Origin of the sequence: Streptomyces sp. SKN60 (assembly GCF_026236535.1) — a bacterium.
GTDB lineage: Bacteria > Actinomycetota > Actinomycetes > Streptomycetales > Streptomycetaceae > Streptomyces.
Window position 1 is genome coordinate 238,214 of the sequence record NZ_JAHTMW010000010.1, and the last position, 24,076, is coordinate 262,289.

At 73.3% G+C, this 24,076-nt stretch carries 18 protein-coding genes; 5 read left to right on the forward strand and 13 right to left on the reverse strand.

Annotated elements, in window-relative coordinates; all coding sequences use genetic code 11:
• Window positions 1-97 precede the first annotated feature (97 nt).
• Together KV205_RS19070 and KV205_RS19075 are read right to left on the reverse strand one after the other, a co-directional pair.
• A complete protein-coding gene (locus tag KV205_RS19070; RefSeq protein ID WP_265865692.1) occupies window positions 98-1,057 on the reverse strand; it encodes a hypothetical protein in 960 nt (319 codons plus the stop codon).
• Complete coding sequence (locus KV205_RS19075) at window positions 1,054-4,614, reverse strand: DNA polymerase III subunit alpha (RefSeq protein WP_265865619.1); 3,561 nt, start codon at window positions 4,612-4,614, stop codon at window positions 1,054-1,056. Before KV205_RS19075 ends, KV205_RS19070 begins: the two co-directional genes overlap by 4 nt.
• Before the next feature lie 178 nt (window positions 4,615-4,792).
• Here KV205_RS19075 and KV205_RS19080 point away from each other — a divergent pair, with 178 nt between their 5' ends.
• Window positions 4,793-5,824, forward strand: coding sequence for a DUF3533 domain-containing protein (locus tag KV205_RS19080; RefSeq protein WP_265865620.1), 1,032 nt, complete (start codon window positions 4,793-4,795; stop codon window positions 5,822-5,824).
• Between the two features lie 64 nt (window positions 5,825-5,888).
• Here the strand turns inward: KV205_RS19080 and KV205_RS19085 are convergent, their stop codons facing one another.
• From KV205_RS19085 to KV205_RS19105, 5 genes are all read right to left on the reverse strand, one after another.
• On the reverse strand, window positions 5,889-6,788 hold the full coding sequence (locus KV205_RS19085) for a S1 family peptidase (RefSeq protein WP_265865621.1): 900 nt from the start codon (window positions 6,786-6,788) through the stop codon (window positions 5,889-5,891).
• A 170-nt stretch (window positions 6,789-6,958) separates the two neighbouring features.
• Window positions 6,959-7,813, reverse strand: coding sequence for a S1 family peptidase (locus KV205_RS19090; RefSeq protein ID WP_265865622.1), 855 nt, complete (start codon window positions 7,811-7,813; stop codon window positions 6,959-6,961).
• 264 nt (window positions 7,814-8,077) lie between these two features.
• Entirely contained in the window at window positions 8,078-8,896 is an 819-nt protein-coding gene (locus KV205_RS19095; RefSeq protein ID WP_265865623.1) for a DUF1684 domain-containing protein, read from the reverse strand.
• Between the two features lie 111 nt (window positions 8,897-9,007).
• Entirely contained in the window at window positions 9,008-10,840 is a 1,833-nt protein-coding gene (locus KV205_RS19100; protein ID WP_265865624.1) for an FAD/NAD(P)-binding domain-containing protein, read from the reverse strand.
• Complete coding sequence (locus KV205_RS19105) at window positions 10,837-11,694, reverse strand: amino acid ABC transporter permease (protein WP_265865625.1); 858 nt, start codon at window positions 11,692-11,694, stop codon at window positions 10,837-10,839. Before KV205_RS19105 ends, KV205_RS19100 begins: the two co-directional genes overlap by 4 nt.
• 456 nt (window positions 11,695-12,150) lie before the next feature.
• On the opposite strand from KV205_RS19105, the gene KV205_RS19110 reads away from it, so the two are divergent.
• Entirely contained in the window at window positions 12,151-13,107 is a 957-nt protein-coding gene (locus KV205_RS19110; RefSeq protein WP_265865626.1) for an ABC transporter substrate-binding protein, read from the forward strand.
• 43 nt (window positions 13,108-13,150) lie between these two features.
• Here KV205_RS19110 and KV205_RS19115 read toward each other — a convergent pair whose 3' ends face one another.
• A complete protein-coding gene (locus KV205_RS19115; RefSeq protein ID WP_265865627.1) occupies window positions 13,151-14,392 on the reverse strand; it encodes a DUF5685 family protein in 1,242 nt (413 codons plus the stop codon).
• A gap of 320 nt (window positions 14,393-14,712) precedes the next feature.
• Here KV205_RS19115 and KV205_RS19120 point away from each other — a divergent pair, with 320 nt between their 5' ends.
• The gene (locus KV205_RS19120) at window positions 14,713-15,147 is read left to right on the forward strand and encodes a cell division protein SepF (protein ID WP_265865628.1); all 435 of its coding nucleotides are present in this window, start codon (window positions 14,713-14,715) and stop codon (window positions 15,145-15,147) included.
• A gap of 24 nt (window positions 15,148-15,171) precedes the next feature.
• On the opposite strand, the gene KV205_RS19125 is transcribed toward KV205_RS19120, so the two are convergent.
• Window positions 15,172-16,905: an MFS transporter gene (locus tag KV205_RS19125; RefSeq protein ID WP_265865629.1), complete on the reverse strand. Its 1,734-nt coding sequence runs from the start codon at window positions 16,903-16,905 to the stop codon at window positions 15,172-15,174.
• Between the two features lie 415 nt (window positions 16,906-17,320).
• On the opposite strand from KV205_RS19125, the gene KV205_RS19130 reads away from it, so the two are divergent.
• Window positions 17,321-18,349, forward strand: coding sequence for a phosphatase PAP2 family protein (locus tag KV205_RS19130; protein ID WP_265865630.1), 1,029 nt, complete (start codon window positions 17,321-17,323; stop codon window positions 18,347-18,349).
• Between the two features lie 110 nt (window positions 18,350-18,459).
• Here KV205_RS19130 and KV205_RS19135 read toward each other — a convergent pair whose 3' ends face one another.
• Complete coding sequence (locus tag KV205_RS19135; RefSeq protein WP_265865631.1) at window positions 18,460-18,663, reverse strand: I78 family peptidase inhibitor; 204 nt, start codon at window positions 18,661-18,663, stop codon at window positions 18,460-18,462.
• Between the two features lie 353 nt (window positions 18,664-19,016).
• On the opposite strand from KV205_RS19135, the gene ctaD reads away from it, so the two are divergent.
• Complete coding sequence (ctaD, locus tag KV205_RS19140; protein WP_265865632.1) at window positions 19,017-20,750, forward strand: cytochrome c oxidase subunit I; 1,734 nt, start codon at window positions 19,017-19,019, stop codon at window positions 20,748-20,750.
• Between the two features lie 50 nt (window positions 20,751-20,800).
• Here ctaD and KV205_RS19145 read toward each other — a convergent pair whose 3' ends face one another.
• From KV205_RS19145 to KV205_RS19155, 3 genes are all read right to left on the reverse strand, one after another.
• A complete protein-coding gene (locus tag KV205_RS19145; protein ID WP_265865633.1) occupies window positions 20,801-22,078 on the reverse strand; it encodes a glycosyltransferase in 1,278 nt (425 codons plus the stop codon).
• A gap of 98 nt (window positions 22,079-22,176) precedes the next feature.
• Window positions 22,177-23,517 carry an ABC transporter substrate-binding protein gene (locus KV205_RS19150; protein ID WP_265865634.1) on the reverse strand — a complete coding sequence of 447 codons (1,341 nt, stop codon included), beginning with the start codon at window positions 23,515-23,517 and terminating at the stop codon, window positions 22,177-22,179.
• Window positions 23,495-23,989: a hypothetical protein gene (locus tag KV205_RS19155; RefSeq protein WP_265865636.1), complete on the reverse strand. Its 495-nt coding sequence runs from the start codon at window positions 23,987-23,989 to the stop codon at window positions 23,495-23,497. Before KV205_RS19155 ends, KV205_RS19150 begins: the two co-directional genes overlap by 23 nt.
• Between the last annotated feature and the right edge of the window lie 87 nt (window positions 23,990-24,076).

Here is a 24,076-nt window from a genome sequence, read left to right on the forward strand (position 1 = left end):
CCCCGGTGGGAAGTTACGCGTCGGTAAAAAGTCCCGTGTCGCCTACACCCTCGTGCTTGCGCCACCACGCTCACGCGGTCGGCTCACGCGGTCGGGCTCATGCCGCGAGCGAGCCCGGCAGCACCGCCCTCGGCCCGTACTTCGCGCGGGCCCGGTCCGCCACCGCCTCGATGCGGCGGGCCTTGTCGTCGGCCGGGTCGAAGGTGAGCTGATGGGCGGCGGACTCGGCCGGGGCCAGGCCCTCGGCGCGCAGGGCGATGCCCCGGACCCGGGCGCGCTGGAGGCCGAAGGAGGCGTGGATCGCGTACGCGAGCGTGCTGAGCTCCGTCGAGTGGGCGGTGGGTTCACGCAGGGCGCGGGTGCGGGTCGTCGTGGTGCGGTCGGCGTAGCGGACGGTCACCGTCAGGGAGCGGCACACCTGGCGCTCGGTGCGCATCCGGGCGCCCAGTTCCTCGGTGAGCGAGAGCAGCGCCCTGCGCTGCTCGACGGGGTCCAGCTCGTCGTACGGGAAGGTCCGTTCGGCGGCCATCGAGCGGGAGACCTCGCCGGGGACGACGGGGGTGCGGTCGATGCCGCGGGCCCGTTCCCAGAGCTCGCGGCCGGCCTTGGCGCCGATGAGCCGCTGGAGCACGGCGAGCGGCGCGTCGGCGACCCGGCCGGCGGAGTCCAGGCCGTAGCCGCAGAGGGTACGGGCGGTGGCGCGGCCGACGCCGTCGAGGGCGGCCACCGGCCGGTCGCGCAGGAAGTCCGCCGGGTCCTCGACGACCAGGGTGGCGCCGGGCCGGGCCGCGCGGGCGGCCATCCGGGCCAGCATCGGGTTGGGGCCCGCGCCGATGACGCTGTCGACGCCGTACAGGGCGAGTGCTCTGACCCGGATCACCGAGCCGAGTTCGGCCGCGGTCCAGCCGAAGTAGCGCAGTGCGCCGCGCACGTCGGCGAGCGCCCCGTCGGGCGGGGTCGCCTCGACGAGCGGGGTGAACTCGCCGAGCAGGTCGAGCAGTCGGGGGAGCATCACCTCCCCGGCCGTCTCCAGGCGGAACCGTACGCAGAGGATCATCCGGCGCTCCCGGGGCTGCTGTGCCACAGCTTCCGCGACGGTGTCGCGGCGCCTTCCCCGGCCGGCTGGAGGTCGGCCCAGGGGTTCATCGTGTAGCCGGTGGACAGGGTGATCCGGCGGCCGCTTTCGACACCGTCGGCGTCGGCATGACCATGGCCATCGGGGTCGCTCTCCGCGGGAACGGGCTCCTCCGAGAGCCGCTCCCCCACCGCCGCCAGGCCGCCGCTCTCCCGCAGTTCGGCCAGCTCGGCGAGGTTCCAGGCGGCGGCGCCGACCACGCTGAGGCTGCGCGGTCCGCGCCGCTGCACCACGCCCCGGACGAGCAGCAGCCAGGAGTGGAAGACGGTGTGGGCGCAGCGTTCGTGGGAGTCGTCGAAGAAGGCGAGGTCGACCAGGCCGGTGCCGTCGTCGAGGGTGGTGAAGATGACCCGCTTGCCGGAGCGGATCGGCGGGGTCTGGGTGGCCGCCTTGGCGCCGGCGACCAGGACGGTCTGGCCGTGCCGGGCGGAGCGCAGCCGTTCGGCGGAGACCACGCCGAGTTCGCGCAGGAAGGCCTGGTGGTCGCCCATGAGGTGGCGGGAGGCGTCCATGCCGAGGATGCCGAGTTCGGCGCTGAGCCGTTCGGTCTCGTCGAGGTCGGGCAGGCCGACGGGGGCGGTCCTGCGGCCCTGGGCGAGCGGGAGTTGTCCGCCGTAGGAGGCGGCGCCGCGCTGGGTCCGGTGCAGTTCGGTGAGGTGGAGCAGCAGGTCGCGGCGGTTGGCGCCGAAGGCGTCGAGGGCGCCGACCTGGGCGAGGCGTTCGGCGACGGGTTTGCGCGGGCGGGCCCGTTCCCAGAAGTCGAGCAGGGAGGCGTAGGGCTGCCCGGTCTCGATGCGGGCGCTCTCGGCCTCGCTGATGCCGTGGACGTCGGCGAGCCCGAGCCGGAGGCCCCAGCGCTCCGCACCACCGTCGGACACCAGTTCGATACGGTGGGCGGCCGCCGACCGGTTCACGTCGAGCGGCAGCACCGGCACCCCGCGCCGCCGGGCGTCCGCGAGCAGCAGCCGCTTGGGGTACATGCCGGGGTCGTGGGTGAGCAGCCCGGCGTAGAAGGCGGCCGGGTGGTGCGCCTTGAGCCAGGCCGACTGGTAGGTGGGCACGGCGAAGGCCACCGCGTGCGCCTTGCAGAAGCCGTACGAGCCGAAGGCCTCGACGATCTCCCAGGTGCGGGCGACGACCTCGTCCGCGTACCCCTGCCGCCGCGCCCGCTCGGCGAACCAGGTCCTGATCCGGCCCTGCGACTCGGGGTGGGAGAGTCCGCGGCGCACCTGGTCGGCCTCGTCGCGGCCGCAGCCGGTCATGATGCTCACGATCTCGATGATCTGTTCGTGGAAGACGACGACGCCGTAGGTCTCCCGCAGCGCGTCCGCCAGGTCGGGGTGCGGGTAGCGGACCGGGGCGCGGCCGTGCCGGGCCTCGATGAAGGGGCGGACCATGTCGGCGGCGACCGGGCCCGGCCGGAAGAGCGAGATGTCGACGACGAGGTCGTGGAAGTTCTCGGGCTGGAGCCGACCGACCAGGTCACGCTGGCCCGGGGACTCGATCTGGAAGCAGCCGAGGGTCTCGGTGGAGCGGATGAGCCGGTACGTGTCGGGGTCGCCGGGCGGGATGGCGTCGACGTCCGGCCGGGTGCCGGTGGCACGCTCGACCTCGGCGACGGCGTGCGCCATCGCGGACTGCATCCGCACGCCGAGGACGTCGAGCTTGAGCAGTCCGAGGTCCTCCACGTCCTCCTTGTCGAACTGCGCCATGGGCATCGGGGAGGGTCCCGGGCCGCCGGGGCCCGCGGGGATCTCTCCGGCGGTGGGGACGACGGGGGTACGGGCGAGCAGCGAGGCGTCCGAGAGGAGCACCCCGCACGGGTGCATGGCGATGCCGCGGGGCAGCGCGTCGAGCGCCTCGACCAGCTCCCAGAACCGCCCGTGGCCCGCCGTGCGCTCCAACTCTCCTTTGAGTCCGCGCAGTTCGGGCAGCTCGTCGAGGGCGGCGCGGGCGTCCCTGGCGCGGATGTGCGGGAAGGCCTTGGCGATCCGGTCGATCTCGGCCGGGTCCATGGACAGGGCGGCGCCCACGTCCCGTACCGCGTGGCGGACCCGGTAGGTCTCGGGCATGGCGACGGCGGCGACCCGCTCGGCGCCGAAGCGGTCGAGGATCGCCCGGTAGACCTCCAGGCGGCGGGCGGACTCCACGTCGATGTCGATGTCGGGCAGCGCGGTGCGGCGCTTGGACAGGAAGCGCTCCATCAGCAGGCCGTGCTCGACCGGGTCGGCGTGGGCGATGCCGAGGAGGTGGTTGACCAGCGAGCCGGCGCCGGAGCCGCGGGCGGCCACCCGGATGCCCATGCCGCGCACGCCGTCGACGACCTGGGCGACCGTCAGGAAGTAGGTGGCGAAGCCGTGGTGGGCGATGACGTCGAGCTCGCGGTGCATCCGGTCCCAGTAGTCACGCCGCTTCTCGTACCCCTTGCGGACCATGCCGGCGGCGGCCCGGGAGGCGAGCACCCGCTGGGCGGTGCGGTGCGCGGCGCCGACCAGGTACGGCTCCGGGAAGTGTGCCGAGCCCATGCCGAGGTCGTCCTCGGGGTCGACCAGGCAGGCCGCGGCGACGCCCTCGGTGTGCTCCAGGAGCCGGTGGGCGGCGTCCCGGCGGAAGCCGGCGGCCTCCACCACCCGCTCGGCGACGCCCAGCATGGCGCCGGCGTCCTTGAGCCAGGCCTCGCCGCTGTCGAGCCCGGCCCGCGGGTCGACGGGCACCAGGCGGCGGGCGGCGTCGAGCACGTCGGCGACCGGGCCCTGGCCGGGGTCGGCGTACCGCACCTCGTTGCCGAGCACCGGCCGCACGCCCTGCTCGGCGGCGAGGCCGAGGGTGCGGGCGGCGAGCCGCAGCGAGCCGGGGCCGGTGCCGGTGCGCCCGTGGTGCACGACCTCCAGACACAGGGCGTCGCCGTACCGCTCGCGCCAGGGGGCGAGGAGCCGCGCGGCCCGGTCGGGCCGGCCGGCGGCGAGGGCGCGCCCGACGTCGGAGCCGGGGCCGAGCAGGACGAAGAGCTCGTCGCCGGCGCCTGCCTTGTGGTTCGCGGACCGGGGCAGCAGGGGCCGCCCCTCCCCCGCGTGGGCGTGGGCGGCGCTGACCAGCGCGCAGAGCTCGGCCCAGCCGGTGCGGGAGCGGGCGAGGAAGACGGCGCGCGGCGCGGACTCGTCGACGAAGGCGCCGCCGCGCACGGGCACCCGGCGGGCGGAGCCGACCCCGCCGCCGGCCGCCCGCTCCCCGGGCCGGGCGTCGTGCGGGACCGGGACGAGGAAGGGCTCGCAGCCGAGGTCGACGCCGAAGAGCGGGCGGATCCCGGCCTGCTCGCAGGCCTTGGCGAAGCGGACCGTGCCCGCGACGGTGTCGCGGTCGGTCAGGGCGAGGGCGTCCATGCCGCGCTCGGCGGCGCGCTCGGCGAGGCGGGCGGGGTGGGAGGCGCCGTAGCGCAGGGAGAAGCCCGACGCGGTGTGCAGATGTGTGAACCCCGGCATGCGCCGTCCCACCTCCCACAGCAAAATCGTACGTACGTTCCCACCCCCTCATCCCCACCCTAGCTCATTTTCGAACGCGCGTACGATAACCGGGACGGGTCTCTCCTCCCCCTCCGTCCGTCATCCGTTCGGACGCCTCCCACCTGCGGAGACACCGGCACCGCCCGAGCGTGGGGGCATGAGTCTCGTCGACGAACTGAAGAGCGCCGTCACCCCCCGAGCAGCCCTGCTGGTCGTCGGCGTCTTCGCCCTCCAGCTGCTGTTCATCGCCTCGTACGTGGGGGCCCTGCACCACCCGAAGCCGACGGACGTGCCCTTCGGCGTGGTCGCCCCCCAGCAGGTCTCCACCGTCCTCATGGAACGGCTGGAGAAGCTGCCCGGCGACCCGCTCGACCCGCGGACGGTCACCGACGCGGCCGAGGCCCGGGACCAGATCATGAACCGGGACATCGACGGGGCCCTGATCGTCGACCCGCGGGGCCGCACCGACACCCTGCTCGTCGCCTCCGGCGGCGGCACGGTGCTCTCCTCCGCCCTGGAGAAGACGTTCACCCAGGTGGAGGCGGCCAACCGGCGCACGATCCGCACCGTCGACGTGGCCCCGGCCTCCCCGCAGGACTTCGACGGGCTCTCCGCCTTCTATCTGGTGGTCGGCTGGTGCGTCGGCGGCTACATCTGCGCCGCGATCCTGGCGATCAGCGCCGGCTCCCGCCCCGCGAACCCGCACCGGGCGATCATCCGGCTCGGGGCGCTCGCGCTCTACGCGATTCTCGGCGGCCTGGGCGGCGCGATCATCGTCGGCCCGATCCTGGGCGCACTGCCCGGCAGCGTGGCCGCGCTGTGGGGCCTGGGCGCCCTGGTGGTCTTCGCGGTCGGCGCCGCGACCCTCGCCCTGCAGTCCGTCTTCGGGATCGTCGGCATCGGCCTGGCGATCCTGCTGATCGTCGTCGCGGGCAACCCCAGCGCGGGCGGCGCCTTCCCGCTGCCGATGCTGCCGCCGTTCTGGAAGGCGATCGGCCCGGCCCTGCCCCCGGGCGCGGGCACCTGGGCGGCGCGCTCGATCGCGTACTTCAAGGGCAACGACATGACCGCGTCGATGCTGGTGCTCTCCGCCTGGGCGGTGGTCGGCTCGGCCGTCACCCTGGCGATGTCCGCACTGAAGCGGCAGCCGGCGGCGGAGCAGACCGCCGGAGCACCCTCGGGCGCGTAGGCGCCCCCGGGCACATGAGTGCCCCCGGCGCGTCCGCCGGGGGCACTCACCCATGTGCGTGGGATCAGAAGACGTTCACGCCGTACGCGCTCAGCGCCTCCGTCACGGGCTGGAAGAAGGTGGTGCCGCCCGAGGAGCAGTTGCCGCTGCCGCCCGAGGTGAGGCCGATGGCGCGGCTGCCGGAGTAGAGCGGGCCGCCGGAGTCGCCCGGCTCGGCGCACACGTTGGTGCGGATCATGCCGTAGACGATGTCGCCGCCGCCGTAGTTCACCGTGGCGTTGAGGCCGGTGACCGAGCCGCTGTGGATGCCGGTGGTGGAGCCGCGGCGGGTGACGGACATGCCGACGGTGGCGTTGGCCGCGCTGGTGATGTCGACGCTGCCGACCGTGCCGGACTTGGTCACCGTGCTGTTGGTGTAGCGCACGATGCCGTAGTCGTTGGTCGGGAAGCTCGACCCGGCCGTGCTGCCGAGCACGGTGCTGTGGGAGGAGTTGGACCACCAGGTGCCCGCGCCGTCGGTGCAGTGACCGGCGGTGAGGAAGTAGTAGTTGCCGGCGCTGTCCTTGACGTTGAAGCCGAGCGAGCAGCGCCAGCTGCTCGCGTAGATGGCGTCGCCGCCGGAGATCAGCTTCCTGAAGGTGCCGTTGGTGCGCTCGATGCGCAGGGCTCCGGCGTTGGCGCCGGCCTGGCGCTTGATCTTGGCGATCTCCGCCTGGGAGACGGTGGAGTCGACGGTGACGACCATCTTGTTGGTCGCCGGGTCGAGGTTCCAGGCGGTGCCCGGCACGTCGGCGGCGAGCACGGCGTCGCCCGCGGCCGAGAGCTGGGAGGCGCTGAAGGTGCCGGCCGACGCGGCGGAGTCGGCGCTGGCGGCGGGAACGGCGATCGCCGCCGCGGCGACCAGACCGGTCGCGACGGCGAGCAGCCGGATCGTTCTCGTGGGGGTGGTGCGCGTGGTCCTCACTTCTCGTTCCTCCAGAGGGGAATCGGGGGTCCGCCGTGGGGTGACGGGCCCGTGAGGCGCGGCCTTGGGGGGCCTGCGCTGTGGGGGAGTCTCGGGCTGCGCGACTTCGGGCCGCAAGGGCGGCTTTCGGCCGTGCAGCCTTCAACCAACCATCCGGGAAAGGGAGTTGCTCAGTACAGGCTGACCTTGTACTTGGCGAGCGCCTCGGGCACCGGCTGGTAGAACGTGGTGCCGCCGGTCGAGCAGTTGCCGCTGCCGCCGGAGGTGATGCCGAGCGCCTTGGTGCCGTCGTAGAGGGCACCGCCCGAGTCGCCGGGCTCGGCGCAGACGTTGGTCTGGATCATGCCGCGCACGGTGCCGCCGCCGGAGTAGTGCACGGTCGCGTCGAGGCCCGTGACGGTGCCGCTGCGGGTGCCGGTGGTGGAGCCGGAGCGCTTGACGGACTCGCCCACGTAGGCGTCGGCCGCGGTGAAGCCGCCGGTGTGGCTGAGCGAGGCGTTGTCGTAGCGGACCAGGGCGTAGTCGTTGCCCGGGAAGCTGGAGCCGACCGTGGGTCCGATCAGCGTGGACTGGGCCGAGTTGGCGTACCAGGTGTTCACGACGTTGCCGCAGTGGCCGGCCGTGAGGAAGTAGTACGTGCTGCCGCTGCGCACGTTGAAGCCGAGCGAACAGCGGTAGCCGTTGCCGTAGATGGCGTCACCGGCGGCGAGCAGCGGCTTGAAGACGCCGGGGGCGCGCTCGACGCGCAGCGCGGCGGCGTCGGCCCCGGCGGCCCGGCGGATCTTGGCGATCCCGGCGTCGGAGACCGTCGAGTCGGCGGTGACGACGACCCGGCCGGCGGCTCTGTCGACGTACCAGGCGGTGCCGCCGACGTCCGCTCCGAGGACGGCGGCGTCGGCACGGGCGAGCGCCTGGGCGCTCGCGGGTCCGGGGGTGGGTGCGGCCTGGGCTCCGGGGAGTCCGAGGGCGGTGGCGGCCGCGACGGCGGCGGCGACGGCGAGCAGGCGGATGCGCGTGGTCCTCACTGTTCTCCTTCGGGGTACGGCGGAGAGGGGCCCGTGGGTGGCGGGCCCATGAGGCACTGTCAGATGACGTGTTCCTGACATGCACCGCGAGCGATACTGGCCTGTCGCACAGGAACGCACAAGACCGCCCGCGCATCCGGTCTACGCGCGGGGACCGGTGATGCGGACGCGTGCGGACGGCGCGGACCCCCGTGGGTCCGCGCCGTCCGCGACCGTCCCTTTCAGGCCTCGATCAGGCCTCGATCAGGCCCCGATCAGGCTCGGTCAGCCCTCGGCGACCCGCCGCTCCCCCGCCGCGATCTCCGTGTCGAGGGTGTTCCCCGGCGGCGGGAAGGGGCAGATGAAATGCGCCGCGAACGCGCACGGCGGCAGCAGCGCCCGGTTGAAGTCCACCGTCACCGAGCCGTCCGCGGCCGGGGCGGCCGGCCGCAGGAAGCGGAAGCGGTAGCTGTCCTTGCCGCTGCTGGTGTCCGCGAACACCGCCCACAGGGAGCCGTCGTCCTCGATCGCGACCTGCAGGCTGTGGTCGGTGCCGTCCAGGTCGAAGACCACCTCACCGGCGAGCCCCAGGCCGCGCTCCTTGCCGTCCGCGTTCTCCACCCGGACGCTGCGCGACTCGGCGTACGGACGGAACACGCCCGGCCGCACCCACTTCTCGTCGTACGGCGTGGCCTCGATGCCCCGGAAGGCGCGCCGCGCCGCCGACTCGGGGTCGAAGTCCCGTACCGCCCACTCGCCCTCGCGGCGCAGCACCACCAGGCGCCGCCCGGCGGACTCGGCCCGCGACTCGTGGATCGGGGCGTGGTCGGCGGCCAGCCGCACCGTGCCGATGAGCGGCGCCCCGTCGACCGTGATCGCGTCCTCGGCGCCCGCGGTGAGGACGACCTCGTCGCCGTCCGCCCGCCACAGCCCCGGAACGGCCGGAATTCGCCCCTCCGGGAAGTCCGAGAGCCAGTAGGTGCCGGTCAGCGAGAGCGGTCCGTACGAGGAGGCGACCGCCGCCGTCCGCTGCTCGTGCCAGTGCTGCCACTCCTGCCGGGGGTCGGCGTCCAGCGCGCCCCTGGCGGTGTCATCCGTGCTCATGGTGGTTCAGCCTTCCACAGGTCGGTCGGGGGGCGGGGGGAACGACGGGCGGTCGCAGCGCCTCCGGCGGGCCGAAGCTCTCGCGGACGGACCGGAATTCGACCATGGAGCTCATCGGGTGCTCCCCTTCGCGTAGTGGCGTCCGGCGGAGTGCGCGGGCGCGGCCTCCCGCAGCAGCGCGAGCGCGGTGCGCGCGGTGCGGTCGTTCTGCGCGAAGGCCACACCGCCGGTACGGGGCCGGGTGAAGGCCCCGCCGGCCCGGGTGGTGGTGTGCGGGCCCAGCGCGAAGCGGCGCGGGTGCGGTCGGCCGTCCCGCCCGAGGAGCCGTCCGTCGCCGGGGTCGACGGCGAGCAGTCCGGCGTCGGTGGCCCGGGCCCCGTCCTCGTACAGGGCGCGCAGCAGCGGGCTCGCGGTGTCCCGCACGGTCGGGTCGGGCAGCCGGGCCTCGACCAGGGCGCGGGCCTCGGTCCACTGCCCCGGCAGGCTGGCGGAGGAGGCCCGGAACACGCCGCGCTCCTCGTCGGCCTCGACGGTGAGTCCGGCGCCGAGGAAGCGCACGATCCCGGCCTCGGACAGCGCGAGCAGCTGCTCCAGGCGCGGCCCGGGCGGGCCGGAGGCGAGGAAGCTGAAGAAGCCGTGCCACCAGTGGCCGGAGTCGCCCGGGTCGGGGAGCCGGGCGAGCTGTCCGTAGACGGAGACCAGCGCGCCGAAGACGGCCAGGTCGGGGCTGTGCGCGGGGTCGTGCCGGCGCTGGAGGTCCTCGGTGACGTACTGGCGGAGCCCGTGCTGCAGGGCCTCGGCCGAGGCGAACCGCACCCCGTCCAGCGGGTGGTCGATCGCCTCCGGGTCGAAGCGGTCGCCCGGGTCGGGCACGGCCGCGGCGACCAGCGCGTCGAGGTCCGCGCCGAGCGGCTCGGCGACCGTGTACGCCTCGGCGAACTCGGCCCAGGGCAGCGCGGTCCGCCCGGGATGCGCGGTGAACAGACGGTGGTAGTGGGCCCAGCCGAGTTCCTTGGCCACGTGCGGCCAGATGTCGCGCCGGAAGTCGGGCGGCCCCGGCCGCTCGCGCAGGGCGGCGACCTCGGCGGGCCCGAAGAAGCGCGGCAGCGGCGGGCGTTCGCCGGCGAGCTCGTAACCGATCTTGGAGTGGTACGGGACGCCCCGGCGCGAGCCGACGTGGAGCACCGGTTCGCGGCCGGACGGCACGTACACGAGGCGTCCGCCGGGCCCCTCCTCGTACCGGCCGCCGCGGCCCTCGGTGAGCAGCACCATGAGGTCGACGAAGGCGAGTCCGAGGCCGCGGACCAGGACCGGTGCTCCGGCGGGCAGCGCGGAGAGGTCGGTGTCGGCGGTGAAGCCGGGCGGCAGGTGGACGAGTCCGTGGCGGGCGGCGAAGGCGGTGAGTTCGCGCTGCCGGGCGTCGGGCCGGGCGTCGAGGTGGCCGAGGGTGAGGACGACGAGGTCGGCGACGAGCGGGGCCGCGTACCCGTCGAGCCAGATCCGCTGCCGCCCGTCGCGCGGCCCGGCGACCCGCAGCGCGGTGGTGGGGTGTTCGTGGACGGTGACGGTCGGCGGGAGGGCGGCACGGGCCTGTCGGTAGGCCCAGCGCAGATAGGCGCCCTGCCGGCGGCGGCTGGGGAAGGCGTCCCCTTCCGTGCCGGCCCAGTCGGCGTGGGTGGGGCCGGGGCGCACCGGCCCGTCGAGGGCGACGGTCTCGTCGGTGAAGACGGTGACGTCCTCGGCCCGGGAGTTCATCCAGAGCAGCGGGGACTGGGCGGTGCGCCAGATCCGGCCGGGGCCGGGCGGGTGCGGGTCGACGAGGTGCAGGTCCAGGGGCCGGTCCCCGTACAGCTCGGGGAGGTTGGCGGCGAGCCGCTCCAGGATGCCGAGGCCGCGCGGTCCGGCGCCGACGATCACCAGGGAGGGACGGTGGACGGCGGTCACCGGGCACCCGCCGTCCCGCGGGCGTAGTGCCGCTCGACGTAGTGCTGGCCGACGCTGAGCACGGAGGTGACCAGGACGTACCAGACGGTGGCGACCAGAAGCAGCGGGATGACCTGGTAGGTGCGGTGATAGACGAGCTGCACCGAGTAGAGCAGGTCCTGCACGGCGATGACGGAGACGATCGAGGTGCCCTTGAGGGTGCCGATCAGCATGTTGCCGGCGGGCGGCACGATGGAGCGCATGGCCTGCGGCAGCACGATCCGGGTGAACCTGCGGCGGCGGCCGAGGCCGAGGGACTGGGCGGCCTCGATCTGGCCGCGGTCGACGGAGAGGATGCCGCCGCGGACCACTTCGGCGGCGTAGGCGGCCTCATGCAGGGTGAGGCCGAGGACGGCGACGGACACCGGGCCGAGCAGGTTGACCGTGTGGACGCCCAGGACGGTCGGGTAGAGGGCGCCGATGTTGAACCAGAACAGCAGCTGGACCAGGATCGGTGTGGACCGGAAGAACCACACATAGGCCCAGCTCACCGCGCGCAGCACGGGGTTGGCGGAGAGCCGCAGGACGGCGAGCAGGGTGCCCAGGGCGAAGCCGGCGGCCATCACGGCGGCGGTGAGCCAGAGGGTGAGGCCGAGGCCGCGCAGCACGGCGGTGGAGGTGAAGTAGGCGCCGACGACGTCCCACTGGAAGGCGCGGTTGGTGACGACGGAGTACAGCCCGAGCGCGCCGAGGACGAGGACGGCGCCGGCGGCGGTCCACTGGCCGGCGCGGCGGGCGGGGACGATGCGGAGCACCGGTTCGGGCGGGGCCGGGGTTTCGGATTCGGTCGGGGTTTTGGCGAGGGTCGCGGACATGCGAAGGCTCCGTGGATGCCAGGACGGCCCGATGGGCCGGAGACGGATCGAACACGGGGTGCGCCTTCACGCGCGGGAACGCCCGGATCGGGCCCCTCAGCCCGGTCCGTGCTCTTCGAGGCTATGCGCTCAACACGCCCTGCTGTCAAGGCTGTCCGGAGTGTGAGCCGTACGTCTCATCGTGGTTGACGGGAAAACGGATGCCTGTTCCACTTGGGCCATGCATCCGCAGCAGTCGCTGGTCACGCGCTCCCACATCGACTTCGGTCGAGTGTGGTCCTCCTCCTGTTGAGCCGACCCCCCTGCTGAGCTCTGCCCGCGTGCTGTTTCCCGTGGCGCCTTCACCCGCGGTCACGCCGTCGTGCGTGCCCGGATTCTCCCCTCCCCTCGCCTTCCCCCGCCTTCCCTCGCCTTCCCTCGCGCTGCCCAGCCTCTGGACCTGGAGACCCCGAGACCATGAGCACCTCGCACACCCGACGCCATGCCGTCGCCTTCGCACTGATCACCGCCGCCGCGCTCGCGCTCACCGCCTGCGGCTCCGGAACCCCGGCCACCACCGCACCGGCCGGCGCGGCCCACGCATCGGCGCTGCCGACCGAGGACGTGGTGGCGGGGGTACGGAAGAACGAGGCAGCCGCGCGGCTGCTGCCCGCCGACGTGCGGCAGCGGGGCGGCTTCACGCTCGCCGTCTCCGTCGGCAGCCCGCCCAGCTCGGCCTATCTGCCCGACGGACGCACGGTCGTCGGCCTGGACACCGACTTCGCCGACGCCGTCGCCAAGGCGCTCGGCCTGGCGGTGAAGCGTGAGGTGGCCGGCTTCGAGGCGATCCTGCCGGCGCTCGGCAGCGGCAAGTACGACGTGGGCACGGGCAACTTCGGCGTCACCGAGGAGCGCCGCAAGACCCTCGACTTCGTGACGTACGTCAACGACGGCCAGGGCTTCGCGGCCCGCGCCGACAGCGGCCTCGCGGCGGTGACCGACCTCGTCCAGCTGTGCGGCCTGAAGGTCGCCACCGGCGCCGGCACCACCTTCGAACGCACCCTGGAGCAGAACAAGGGGCGCTGCGCGGCGGCCGGGAAACCGGCGTACGAGGTGAACGTGTACAGCGAGCCGGGCGCGGTGTGGATGTCGCTCCAGCAGGGCCGCAGCGATGTGGTGATGAGCACCATCAACGGCATCCGCTACGCGGTGACGCAGCAGCCGGGCACGAAGTTCCTCAACGAGTACCGGCGGCTCGACGTCGGCTTCGCCTTCGCCAAGGGCACCCCGCTGGCGCCCGCCTTCCGGGCCGCGGTGAACGGCCTGAAGGCGGACGGGACGTACGACCGGATCCTGCGGAAGTGGGGCGTGACGGCCTCCGGCATCCCGGAGTCGCGGATCTCGCCGCCGGAGATCCCGGCCCCGAAGAAGTAGCCGGGGCCGAGGGCCGCCGGGACCGAAGGGTTCCGGCGACGCGTCAGCAGTCGCAGCCGCAGTCGCACCCGTCACAGCAACAGCCGTCACCGCAGCAGTCGCCGCAGTCCGAGCAGTTGCTGCAGCAGTCGCAGCAGTCACAGGGGTCGTTGCACAGGCCCTCGCGGCGCTGCCGGCTCCACGGGTCCTCGTAGCTGCCGCAGCACATCTGGCAGGTGCAGGCCAGGCCGAGCCAGACGGCGCAGCCGGCGAGCGTGCCGCGGCGGTTCGGCGGCTCCGGCGGCAGCGGGGCGCCGGGCCCGCCCGGGCCGGGGTGCCAGGGTCCGGCGCCGGGGTCGGCGTACGGATTGCCGGGCACCGGCACGTGCGGCTGCCCCGGTCCGGGGGTGCCGTGCGCGCCCTGCGCGCCGTGCGTCGCACAGCCGGCGCCCGTCGTGGCGAAGGCCCGGTCGACGGAGACCCGCAGCTCATGGGCGAGGAGCACATGGGCGAGGTGCCCGTCGGCGAACTCGGCGTCCTTCAGGGCGAGCCGGATGCCGTGCAGGGCGTCGTCGGCGAGCCGGCGGGCCTCCTCTCGGGAGGTGCCGGTCGCGGTGAGCGGGTTCCAGGCGCCGGCGGCGTCGTCGGCGGTCTGGTCCTCGACGGCGTCCAGGAGGTGGGCGAGCCGCCCGAAGAGCCGGCCGGCCTCGGCGAGCGGTTCGGCGTTGCCGGGGCGCCCGGCGAGCACCGCGGTGTGCGCGAAGGCGGCCGCGGTCGCGGTCTCGGTCGGTTCGGTGACCGTGAGCAGCGGGGTGCCGGGCCCGGCGAGGGCCTCGAGTCCGGTCTGCCGGTCGACCGCGTCGACCAGGACGGCGGTGTCGAAGCCGAGCTCGCGGCCGGTGCGGGCGCCGGCCCGGTCCCAGGAGCGGGCGACCCGGCGGGCCGCGGCGGCGACCGGGCGGCGGGCCAGCAGCCCGTCCCGGTCGGCGACATGGTCGCGGATCTTCGCGGAGGCGAGCACCAGGGAGACGGCGGCGGCGAGCCGGGCGCCCTCGCCGCGGGCGACGGGCGCGGTCCGCATGGCGCGCAGCGGGCAGGGGCCCGCGGTGCGCCGGCCGGCCTCGGTGCGCCCGGCCTGAGCCTCCGTCAGCACCGAGACGATCAGGCCGTCGTAGTTGGTGACCACCCGGGCGAACTGACCGTGGTCGGCCCGGAGTGCCAGGCAGAGGCCGCAGAGATGGGCCATCCACTCGGTCTTCAGATGCTCGGTGAGACGGTGCGCGCAGGGCCTGACGATTCCGAACAAGACACTCCCCCGTGGACCGGCGCGGAGCTCCGCGCGACTGCGTCGGGCATCGTACCCAGCGGTTCCGTTCACCCGTACGCCCCGGTCGTCACCCTTCCGGCCCGACGTTCATATTTTTAGTTGCCCGGCTCGATCCGACCCTCCGTCAGCCCCCGCAAACCGCAAGATCCCTGACGAATCGCCAGATTTCGACCCTCACGTTCTGCACCAGTACCGTCACGAATCCCCTGCGCGCCGACTATCCACTTGGCGCGCGATCCGCATCATGGACGACGATAGGGATTGCGGAACCACGAGTGACCGCGCGAAAGGAGGCGTCCATGGGATCGGTGCGCAAGGCCAGTGCCTGGCTGGGACTCGTCGAGGACAACGACGAGCGTTACTACGACGACGAGTACGCCGACGGTGCCGAGAGCAACGACGCCTGGGTGACGGACCCGCGGGTGCGGGTGGCGAGCGACACGGCGCAGGACCACGGCCGTCGGATCGCGACCGTCTCCCCGGACGGGTTCCGGGACGCCCGGGGCATCGGCGAGCTGTTCCGGGACGGCGTCCCGGTGATCGTGAACCTGACCGCGATGGAGCCGAACGACGCCAAGCGCGTGGTCGACTTCGCCGCCGGTCTCGCCTTCGGTCTGCGCGGCTCGATCGAGCGCGTGGCGACCCGGGTCTTCCTGCTGACCCCGGCCGACACGGAGATCGTCAGCGGCGAGTCCGGCGGCCGTTCGCAGGGCGGCTTCTTCAACCAGTCCTGACCGGCCGCACGACTCTCCGGTCGGTCAGTGGCTCGGCGTCGCCGAGCCGGCCGGTTCGGTCCGGCCCCGCGTGGCGGGGACCCGTACGGCATCCGCGGCCCCGCCCCCCGTCCGCGGCTCACCGTCCGGTCCCGGCAGCGTCCGGGCCGGCACCACCCCGGCGTCCACGCCGGCCCTGACGTCCACGGCGTCCACCGCGTCCGCGAGGCGCGGGTCGACCGCCGGGCACTCCATCACCCGCGGCAGGCGCACCGCCATCAGCGCGCCGGTCAGGAGCAGCCCGGCGCTCACGAACAGCGTCACGTGCAGTCCGTTCACGAAGGCGTGCCGGGCCGCGTGGTGCAGCGCGTCACCGGCCGCGCCGCCGAGCCGGGCGGCGACCTGATAGGCCTCGCCGAGCGAATTGGTGGCGGCCTTCCCCGCGCCGTCCGGCACGCCCGGCACCCCGCTCAGACCGGGCGCGTACGCCGCGTTCATCACGCTGCCGAGGAGTGCGGTGCCCATGCCGGCGCCGAGCTGGTACGAGGTCTCGCCGATCGCCGCCGCCCCGCCCGCGCTCTCGGGCGGGGCCTCGCTGAGCATCGACTCGTACGCCGAGAAGAGCGTGGTCTGCAGGCCGAAGCCGAGCAGTATGAAGCCCACGGTGAGCAGCAGCGGCCGGTCGTGCTGGCCCATGAGGACCAGCAGCAGCACCGCGCCGGCGGTGAGCAGGAAGCCCCAGCAGACCATCCGGCGCGGGCCGAGCCGGCGCAGGGTGTACGAGCCGGTGGCGCCGGCCGCCATCGCGGCGAAGGTCAGCGGGAGCAGCCGGAGGCCGGTCTCGACGGGGCTGAGGCCGAGGATCAGCTGGAGGTACTGGACGGCGATCAGCTGGAGGCCGACCAGGGCCAGCATGGCGAGCACCACACAGCCCACCGAGGTGGTGAAGGCCGGCCGGGCGAACAGCTTCATGTCGATCAGCGGGTACGGGCGCCGCCGCTGGCGCCGTACGAAGAGGACGAGCAGCGCGGCGCCGAGCAGCAGCGGGCCGAGGGTGCCGAGGGCGAGCGGCGGGTCGCCGGCGCCGAGCCGCTTCACGCCGAGGACCACGCCGAGCACACCGGCGGCGGCCATCAGCGCGCCGAGCACGTCCCAGGGCCCGTCGGTCTCGCCGCGGGACTCGGGCAGCAGCAGCCGGCCGAGCGGCAGCATCAGCGCCATCAGCGGGATGTTCACGAGGAAGACCGAGCCCCACCAGAAGTGCTCGACGAGGAAGCCGCCGAGCACCGGCCCGGTGGCGGCGCCGATGGCGGCGGTGGCCGTCCAGATGCCGATGGCGGTGGCCCGCTCGCGCCGGTCGGGGAAGACGGCGCGGAGGATCGAGAGCGTGGCGGGCATGATCATCGCGCCGCCGACGCCGAGCAGGGCGCGGGCGCCGATCAGCACCTCGGGCGCGGTGGCGAGCGCGGCGATCGCGGAGGCGAGGCCGAACAGCCCGTAACCGAGCAGCAGCACCCGTCTCCGGCCGACCCGGTCACCCAGGGTGCCGAAGAGGATCAGGAGCGAGGCGCAGATCAGCGGATAGGCGTCGACGATCCACAGCAGCGCGGTGGAGCTGGGGTGCAGGTCCTCGGTGAGGGAGGGGACGGCGACGTGCAGCACGGTCGAGTCGAGCGCGACCAGCAGCAGACTGACGCAGAGGACGACGAGGACGACCCAGCGGTTGGCACCACCGCCGGCGGTGCGGAGACGTGCTCCGGCCGTGTTCGTCCGCGCCATGTACGTACCTCCCAGTGAAGCCCTCGCGCTCGGCGGGCACCGGCCGGGGAGCGGCCCCGGGACGGCCCGGCATCGACGGGCGAGTGAGCCGTCAGCGTACGCGAGTTCAAGGCCCGAGCGCGTGGTGCAGCTCTCACCCCGGCGGGCCGCGCGGTGTGGCGTACGCCACTCCGGCCGGCCCGCCGGCCCGTCCTCGACCGGGCCGAATTCCGTCCGGCGGGCCCTTCGGGGAATTCTTCCGGGGCCTCGAACAGGGTTACCGGAAAAACGGTCCGGCAATAGGGCCGGAGGTCATCGGATTTTCCGACGGGTGACGGGAACAAACGCCCGGCTGAGAGCAACTCCACATCACATCGTCATCACGAAGGCACCGGAACGACCAAGGTCGCTACTCACTCCCTGTAACGTCGATTGGGTGCGTACCGACATCTTTGCCCGGCTGGACCGGGAGCCGGAACCGCCGAAGATAGAGGTCCCGCGGATGACCCGCACGCGTCTCGCCCTCTTCGGCGGGACGCTGGCGTTCTATCTGGCCATCGTCGTCGCCGTACTGCTGTCGACCTGGCTGGTCACCCTCGACTGGAAGATCATGCTCTTCCGCCCCTACCAGCAGTGGCAGGGGCTGCACGCCTTCCTCGACTACTACGTCGTCCTCGGCCAGCGCGGCCCCACGGCCGTCATGGTGGCGGCGTGGCTGGGCTGGCGCTCCTGGCGCCAGCACACGCTGCGACCGCTGCTCTGCCTCGGCGCCGCGCTGCTGTTGCTGAACGCGACCGTCGGCGCGGTCAAACTCGGACTCGGCCGGCTCGGCCCCCACTACGCGACGCAGGTCGGCTCCGCCGAGCTCTTCGCGGGCGGCGACATATTCCCGTCCGGGCACACCGCCAACGCGGTCGTGACCTGGGGCATCCTGGCCTATCTGGCGACCACGCCGAGGGCCCGCCGCTATCTCTCCGCCCTTTCGGCGGTGGTCGCGCTCGGCGTCGGCCTCACCACCGTGTACCTGGGGACGCACTGGCTGAGCGATGTGCTGCTCGGCTGGGCCGCCGGCCTGCTCATCCTGCTCGCGCTGCCCTGGTGCGAGCCGGTCCTGGCGGTGGCGGAGGCCTGGATCCTGGCCCTGCGCGACCGGCTGCGCGAGCAGCTGCGGTCCCGCCGGCGCCTGGTGCCCTCGCTGCCGGTGGCGAGCGGAGGTCCGCTGCCGGGCCTGTTCCCGCAGCGCCCGGCCGGGGCGGAGGAGCCGGTCCGCGAGACCGTCGGGGCCGGCTCGGGCCGCGCCGCGGCCACCCTGGGCGGCGCGCCCCGGGCGGGCCAGCCGCTCGCGGCGCCGCGGGCCCACCAGACGCACCTCCCGGCCCATCACGCGGTGCGCGCGGAGCGGGGCCCGGTCGGTCCGGCCGGCAGCCGCCGCCCGCCGCACTCGCGGCCTGCGACCGGCGGCTGAGCCGCAGCGACGCGCGTACGGGTACACGGCTACGACGAAGGGTCCCGGCCGATCTCCTCGGCCGGGGCCCTTCGTCGTACCCCCCTCACCCGCCTGGTGGCCCCGCGTCCTCAGCCGTGCCAGACGCGGGTGACGACCCCGCCCTCGACCTCGAAGTTGATGCGCCCCTCCAGGTACTCCATGGTGATGATCGAGCCCGGCGGAAGCGCGCGGACGACGCGGTGACCGCGGATCCTGGCCAGCCGTTCGGCCTCCTCCTCGGTGAGCCCCAGATACGTTTCGTCGGCGTGGTCGGGTGTGTGTTCGGGTGTCATACAGCTCACGTTAGTACCCCGCCGGTCACGCTTGTGTCACAGCTTCTCGACATAAGTTTGGCGAGACCGCGCTGATCCGCGACGGCGGTTTCCAGCCGTTTCCCGGGTAATTCCCGACCGGATCCGGAGCTCTCCCCCGAGCGCCGCGCACGCGTCCGGAAAGCGCTTCCCGAATTCCGTACACCTGTCCCCCGTCCGGTAATTCGGCCGAGGTCCGGACCGCGCCCCGGCCGGACCGGGCCGCCCGTGCGGCATTCACGTTTTCCCTACATGCCGTCCACACCGTCCGCCGACCGGACGACCCGCCGGTCCGCCTCCCCCGCTGCCCGCCCGGCCGGGGCCATCATCCGGGGATGGGTACCGAGATCGAGACCGCGGCCGTCGAGGAACCACCGCGGCACCGGCACGGCCGGGTGCTGATCGACTGGGTCACCACGACCGACCACAAGAAGATCGGCCACCTCTATCTGGTGACCTCGTTCCTCTTCTTCCTGTTCGCCGGGGTCCTGGCGATGCTGATGCGGGCCGAGCTGGCCCGGCCGGGGCTCCAGCTGGTGAGCAATCTGGAGTACAACCAGGCCTTCACCCTGCACGGCACGATCATGCTGCTGCTCTTCGCGACGCCCACCTTCGCCGGGTTCGCGAACGAGCTGGTGCCGCTGCAGATCGGCTCCCCCGACGTGGCCTTCCCGCGGCTCAACATGTTCTCGTACTGGCTGTTCCTCTTCGGCGGCCTGATGGTGGCCGGCTCCTTCCTCACCCCGGACGGGCCCCCCGCCTTCGGCTGGACCGCGTACGCCCCGCTGAACAGCCTGCTGCGGGCCCCCGGCGTCGGCGTCGACCTGTGGATCGTCGGACTCGCCTTCTCCGGCTTCGGCACCATCCTCACCTCGGTGAACTTCCTGGCGACGATCATCGGGATGCGGGCCCCGGGCATGACGATGTTCCGGATGCCGATCTTCACCTGGAACGTGCTCTTCACCACGATCCTGGTCCTGATGGCCTTCCCGGTGCTCGCGGCGGCCCTGCTCGTCCTGGAGTCCGACCGGCGGCTGGGCTCGGTGGTCTTCCAGCCGCAGAACGGCGGGGCGCTGCTGTGGCAGCACCTGTTCTGGTTCTTCGGGCACCCCGAGGTCTACATCATCGCGCTGCCGTTCTTCGGCATCGTCAGCGAGATCATCCCGGTCTTCGCCCGCAAGCCGATCTTCGGCTACGTGACCCTGGTCGCCGCCACCATGGCGATCACCGGCCTGTCGGTGGTGGTGTGGGCGCACCACATGTTCGTGACCGGGGCGGTGCTGCTGCCCTTCTTCTCGATGCTGTCCTTCCTCATCGCCGTGCCGACCGGGGTGAAGTTCTTCAACTGGACGGGCACGATGCTGAACGGCTCGCTGTCCTTCGAGACGCCGATGCTGTGGTCGGTCGGCTTCCTGGTGTCCTTCCTGTTCGGCGGGCTGACCGGGGTGATCCTGGCCTCGCCGCCGATGGACTTCCAGGTCACCGACTCGTACTTCGTGGTGGCCCACTTCCACTACACGGTCTTCGGCACGGTCGCCTTCGCGACCTTCGCCGGCTTCTACTTCTGGTGGCCCAAGTTCACCGGGCGGATGCTGGACGAACGGCTCGGCAAGATCCACTTCTGGACGCTGTTCGTCGGCTTCCACACCACCTTCCTCGTCCAGCACTGGCTGGGCGCGGAGGGCATGCCGCGGCGGTACGCCGACTATCTGTACGCCGACGGCTTCACCGCGCTCAACACGGTGTCGACGATCGGCGCCTTCCTGCTCGGCATCTCCACGCTGCCCTTCCTGTACAACGTGTGGCACACCTGGCGGTACGGCGAGAAGGTCGAGACGGACGACCCGTGGGGCTACGGCCGCTCCCTGGAGTGGGCGACCTCCTGCCCGCCGCCGCGGCACAACTTCGACTCGGTGCCGCGGATCCGTTCCGAGTCGCCCGCGTTCGACCTGCACCACCCCGAGTTCGCGGCCCACGAGCGGATGCGGCTCACGGGCCGGTCGCCGGCGGGGCGGGGGCCGGCCGGTCGGGGGCCGGCCGGTCCAGGGCCCGGGACAGACGGTCCCTGAGCGTCCGCACCCGCTCGGCCGGCTCGGGCGGGGCGGCACCCTGCGTCGCGTCAGCGGAAGCGGCGCACCAAGGCCCCCGCCTTCGCCTTCGCCGCGTACACCGTGTCGATCGCCGTGCCGACCGTGCGGTGGACGGCGGACCGCAGTGGGCCGTGGGTGCGGGGGCGGGTGGTGGCGGAGGTGGCGAGGGTGGACCAGATCGTCTCGTGGGTGACGGCGGTACGGGCCGGGTCGAAGCGTTCGGAGGCGGCGAGGGCCGCCTTCGCGGCGCGGGCGCGGGCGTCGTCGTCGTTGATCAGGGCGAGCAGCGCGGCGGCCACCGCCGCCGTGTCGTCGACCGGGACGAGCCGGCCGTCCACGCCGTCCTCGATGATCTCGCCGGGGCCGTGCGGGCAGTCGGTGGAGACCACCGGCAGTCCGCAGCGCATCGCCTCGACGATGGTCATCCCGAAGGACTCGCGGCGCGAGGTGACGGCGGCGAGCGAGCCCTTGGCCCACTCCGGCTCCATGGGGTGGGCGGTGCCCATGAGGAAGACGTGCTCGCCGAGCCCGAGCCGGTCGATCTGCCGGGCCAGGGCCTTCTTCAGGTTGTCGGCGGCGTCGCCGGTGCCGTAGATCCGCAGCTTCCAGTCGGGCCGGGCGGCGGCCACGTCCGCGAAGGCGTCGATCAGCAGGTCGTACCGCTTGACCGGGGTGAGCCGGCCGGCCGCGACGACGACCTTCGCGGCGGGGTCGGCGGGCGGCACGGTCGGCGCGGGCACGCTGTTGGGCACCGCGTCGATCCGTACGCCGGGCAGCGCGAGCGCCCGGTAGGCGCGGGCGTCGGCCTCGGTGACGGTGGTGACGGCGTCCAGGAGCGCGTACTCGTGGCGGATGTCGCGCCGCAGCCGGTACGCGTGCCCGTCCAGGGTCAGATGCTCCTGGCCGACGAGGACCGGGCCGCGCGGGGCCTGCCGGGCGAGCTGGACGTTGAGCCCGGGGCGGGTGGCGATCACCACGTCCGCCTCGACGGAGGCCAGATGCGCGCCGATCCGCGCGTCGGTGAGCGCGCTGTACTGCTTCCAGCGCCCGTCGCCGCGCGGGAACACCCGGGCGGGGCGGTGGAAGTCGGGGTGCTCCCCGTCGTAGCCCGGGCTCTTCTTGCGCAGGTCGACGAGGTGACGCAGGGTCACCCCGGCCGGGACCCCGAGGATCGGCTCGTCGCGGTGGCGGAACACCGAGACGATCTCCACCTCGTGGCGGTCCGCCAGTTCCGCGGCGAGCGTGAAGGTCGCCCGGATGGTGCCGCCGATGTGGTAGCCGTTGTGGAGCAGGAAAGAGATGCGCATCGTGCCGCCGGTTCCCCCCGGTCAGGTGGTGCGTGGTCGGGGGTGACTGTACTGCCCCGACCGACCGTGGTTCACGGCCGGTTGTTCATGGCTGGCTGTCACGGCCGGTATCCGAGCTGGGGGACGGTGGCACAGTTCGTGTTCATGTCGCCCTGTTCAACCCAGCCGCGGCCGTCGCGCCAACGGGCCACGGACAGACAGGTGTCACGGGACTTCGGCGGCTCGGCGAGGTGCTCGAAGCGGACGGGCAGGAGCAACCCGCGGGCGGTGTACGGCTCCGCCCGGTTGAGGTAGCGCTCGACGCAGGCCCGGGTCGGCCCGCCTGCCTCGCCGAGGCAGGACTTCGCGGCGTCCGTGAACCACATGGCCGCCGCCCAGCCCTCCAACTGCCACTGGGAGAGCGCCCGTTGCCCCTGGCCCTGCCCCTGCCGTCGCATGGCGTCGCGGAACTCCCGTACCGCCGGGAAGTCCTGGTCGTCGTAGTTGCGGCTGGAGCCGGTCGCGTAGAGCACGGACCGGCAGCCCGGCGAGCCCGCGTAGTCGCGCGGCACCGTGGAGGCCCAGTTCTGCACGTTCGTCACCTTGGCGGCGACCCGCACCCCCGAGGCCTGCATCGCCTCGCACAGCCGGGCGTTGCCGTGGGTGTCCATCGCGTCGAAGACGACGTCGACCTGCTGCGCCCGCAGATCGGCCGCCACCGCACGGAAGTTGGGCAGCACGAAGTCGACCTGCTCGTCGACCACCCGGTAGCCCTCGGCGCGCAGTCCGTCGGCGATCAGCCGGGCGTACGCGGCGGAGGCGGCCTGGTTGTAGGAGACGACGGCGGCGGTGCGGGCGCCGAGATGGGCCTTGAACCAGCGGTAGACCTCGGTCCCGCCGTACAGCACGCCGTTCCAGCCGGGCGCCTTGCCGGTGCGCGGGGCGGAGCTGCCGTAGATCCCGTAGAGGTGGGGGTACGTGTCGTAGGCGGGGGTGAGCGGCTGCCCGCCGATGTCGGGGACGCCGGCCGCGGAGACCCGGGGGGCGCCCGCGTAGTCGAGGGCGGTGGTGGCGACCAGGGCGAAGACCTTGCGTTCGTCGACGAGCCGGTGCACGCAGGCGTTGTTGCCGACGCCGCTGCCGCCGTCGTCGCAGGTCAGCACCTCGATCCGGCGTCCGTCGAGGCCGCCGCGGGCGTTCAGGGCGGCGAAGTAGGCGAGGGCGCCGTCGCGCGGGCCGGTGAAGGCCTCGCCGCCGACCGGGCTGGTGGCGCTGGTGATGATGCCGATGCGGAGCGGCTCACCGCCGGAGGGGTTGGCGGTGGGCCGCGTCTCGAAGGCGCGCTCCGGGAGCCGGCTGCCGCAGCCCGCGACGAACGCGGTGACCGCGGCGAGCAGTCCGGCGAGGAGCAGCACCAGGGGCTGCGCCAGGGCCGGCTCAGCAGCCCGGAACGGTCGCACCACTGACCTGGACCAGGCCGCAGAGCGTCTGCACGGAGACCTTCCAGGTGTCGTTCTGGAGCACGGAGGTGCCCTTGGCGTCGGGCAGCGCGGTGTTGCCCGCGACGAGCAGGTCGTAGGTGACGTTCGCGCCGGTGGGCGAGGTGAAGTCGATCTCCTTGACCTTCACGGAGGTCTGGGCGGCGTTCTTGTCGCCGGCGAAGGCGCCGAGGACCGGTGCCATGGCCTCGCCGTTCTCCAGGAGCTTGATCCGCTCGGCGGTCGGCGTCTTCGGGTCGAAGAAGGCGGTGAAGTTCTCGGTGATCTCCGCCTTGGCGGCGGCGGGGTCCAGTGGCTGGTCCGTCATGGCGGGTGAGGTGGTCGGCGTGACCTGGTTCGAGGAACCGTTGTCGTCCGAGCAGCCCGAGACGACCGGCGCGAGGACGAGTACCGCCGCGGCGCCGAAGGCCGCCGCGCGTCGCTTGAGGAGCATCTGGCTCACCACCCTGTCGATTCCAGGGTGGGCCGATCCCGGGCATAGCGCAAGGAAGAGAATTAAAGAGAACATAAAGGGTGAGGT

Excerpts from the sequence above, each read along its gene's own strand:
- KV205_RS19120 (WP_265865628.1), top strand. The coding sequence starts at position 14,713 with ATGGGATCGGTGCGCAAGGCCAGTGCCTGGCTGGGACTCGTCGAGGAC.
- KV205_RS19075 (WP_265865619.1), bottom strand. The coding sequence starts at position 4,614 with ATGCCGGGGTTCACACATCTGCACACCGCGTCGGGCTTCTCCCTGCGC.
- KV205_RS19070 (WP_265865692.1), bottom strand. The coding sequence starts at position 1,057 with ATGATCCTCTGCGTACGGTTCCGCCTGGAGACGGCCGGGGAGGTGATG.
- KV205_RS19135 (WP_265865631.1), bottom strand. The coding sequence starts at position 18,663 with ATGACACCCGAACACACACCCGACCACGCCGACGAAACGTATCTGGGG.
- KV205_RS19105 (WP_265865625.1), bottom strand. The coding sequence starts at position 11,694 with ATGTCCGCGACCCTCGCCAAAACCCCGACCGAATCCGAAACCCCGGCC.
- KV205_RS19155 (WP_265865636.1), bottom strand. The coding sequence starts at position 23,989 with ATGCTCCTCAAGCGACGCGCGGCGGCCTTCGGCGCCGCGGCGGTACTC.
- KV205_RS19145 (WP_265865633.1), bottom strand. The coding sequence starts at position 22,078 with ATGCGCATCTCTTTCCTGCTCCACAACGGCTACCACATCGGCGGCACC.
- KV205_RS19110 (WP_265865626.1), top strand. The coding sequence starts at position 12,151 with ATGAGCACCTCGCACACCCGACGCCATGCCGTCGCCTTCGCACTGATC.
- KV205_RS19125 (WP_265865629.1), bottom strand. The coding sequence starts at position 16,905 with ATGGCGCGGACGAACACGGCCGGAGCACGTCTCCGCACCGCCGGCGGT.
- KV205_RS19095 (WP_265865623.1), bottom strand. The coding sequence starts at position 8,896 with ATGAGCACGGATGACACCGCCAGGGGCGCGCTGGACGCCGACCCCCGG.
- KV205_RS19080 (WP_265865620.1), top strand. The coding sequence starts at position 4,793 with ATGAGTCTCGTCGACGAACTGAAGAGCGCCGTCACCCCCCGAGCAGCC.
- ctaD (WP_265865632.1), top strand. The coding sequence starts at position 19,017 with ATGGGTACCGAGATCGAGACCGCGGCCGTCGAGGAACCACCGCGGCAC.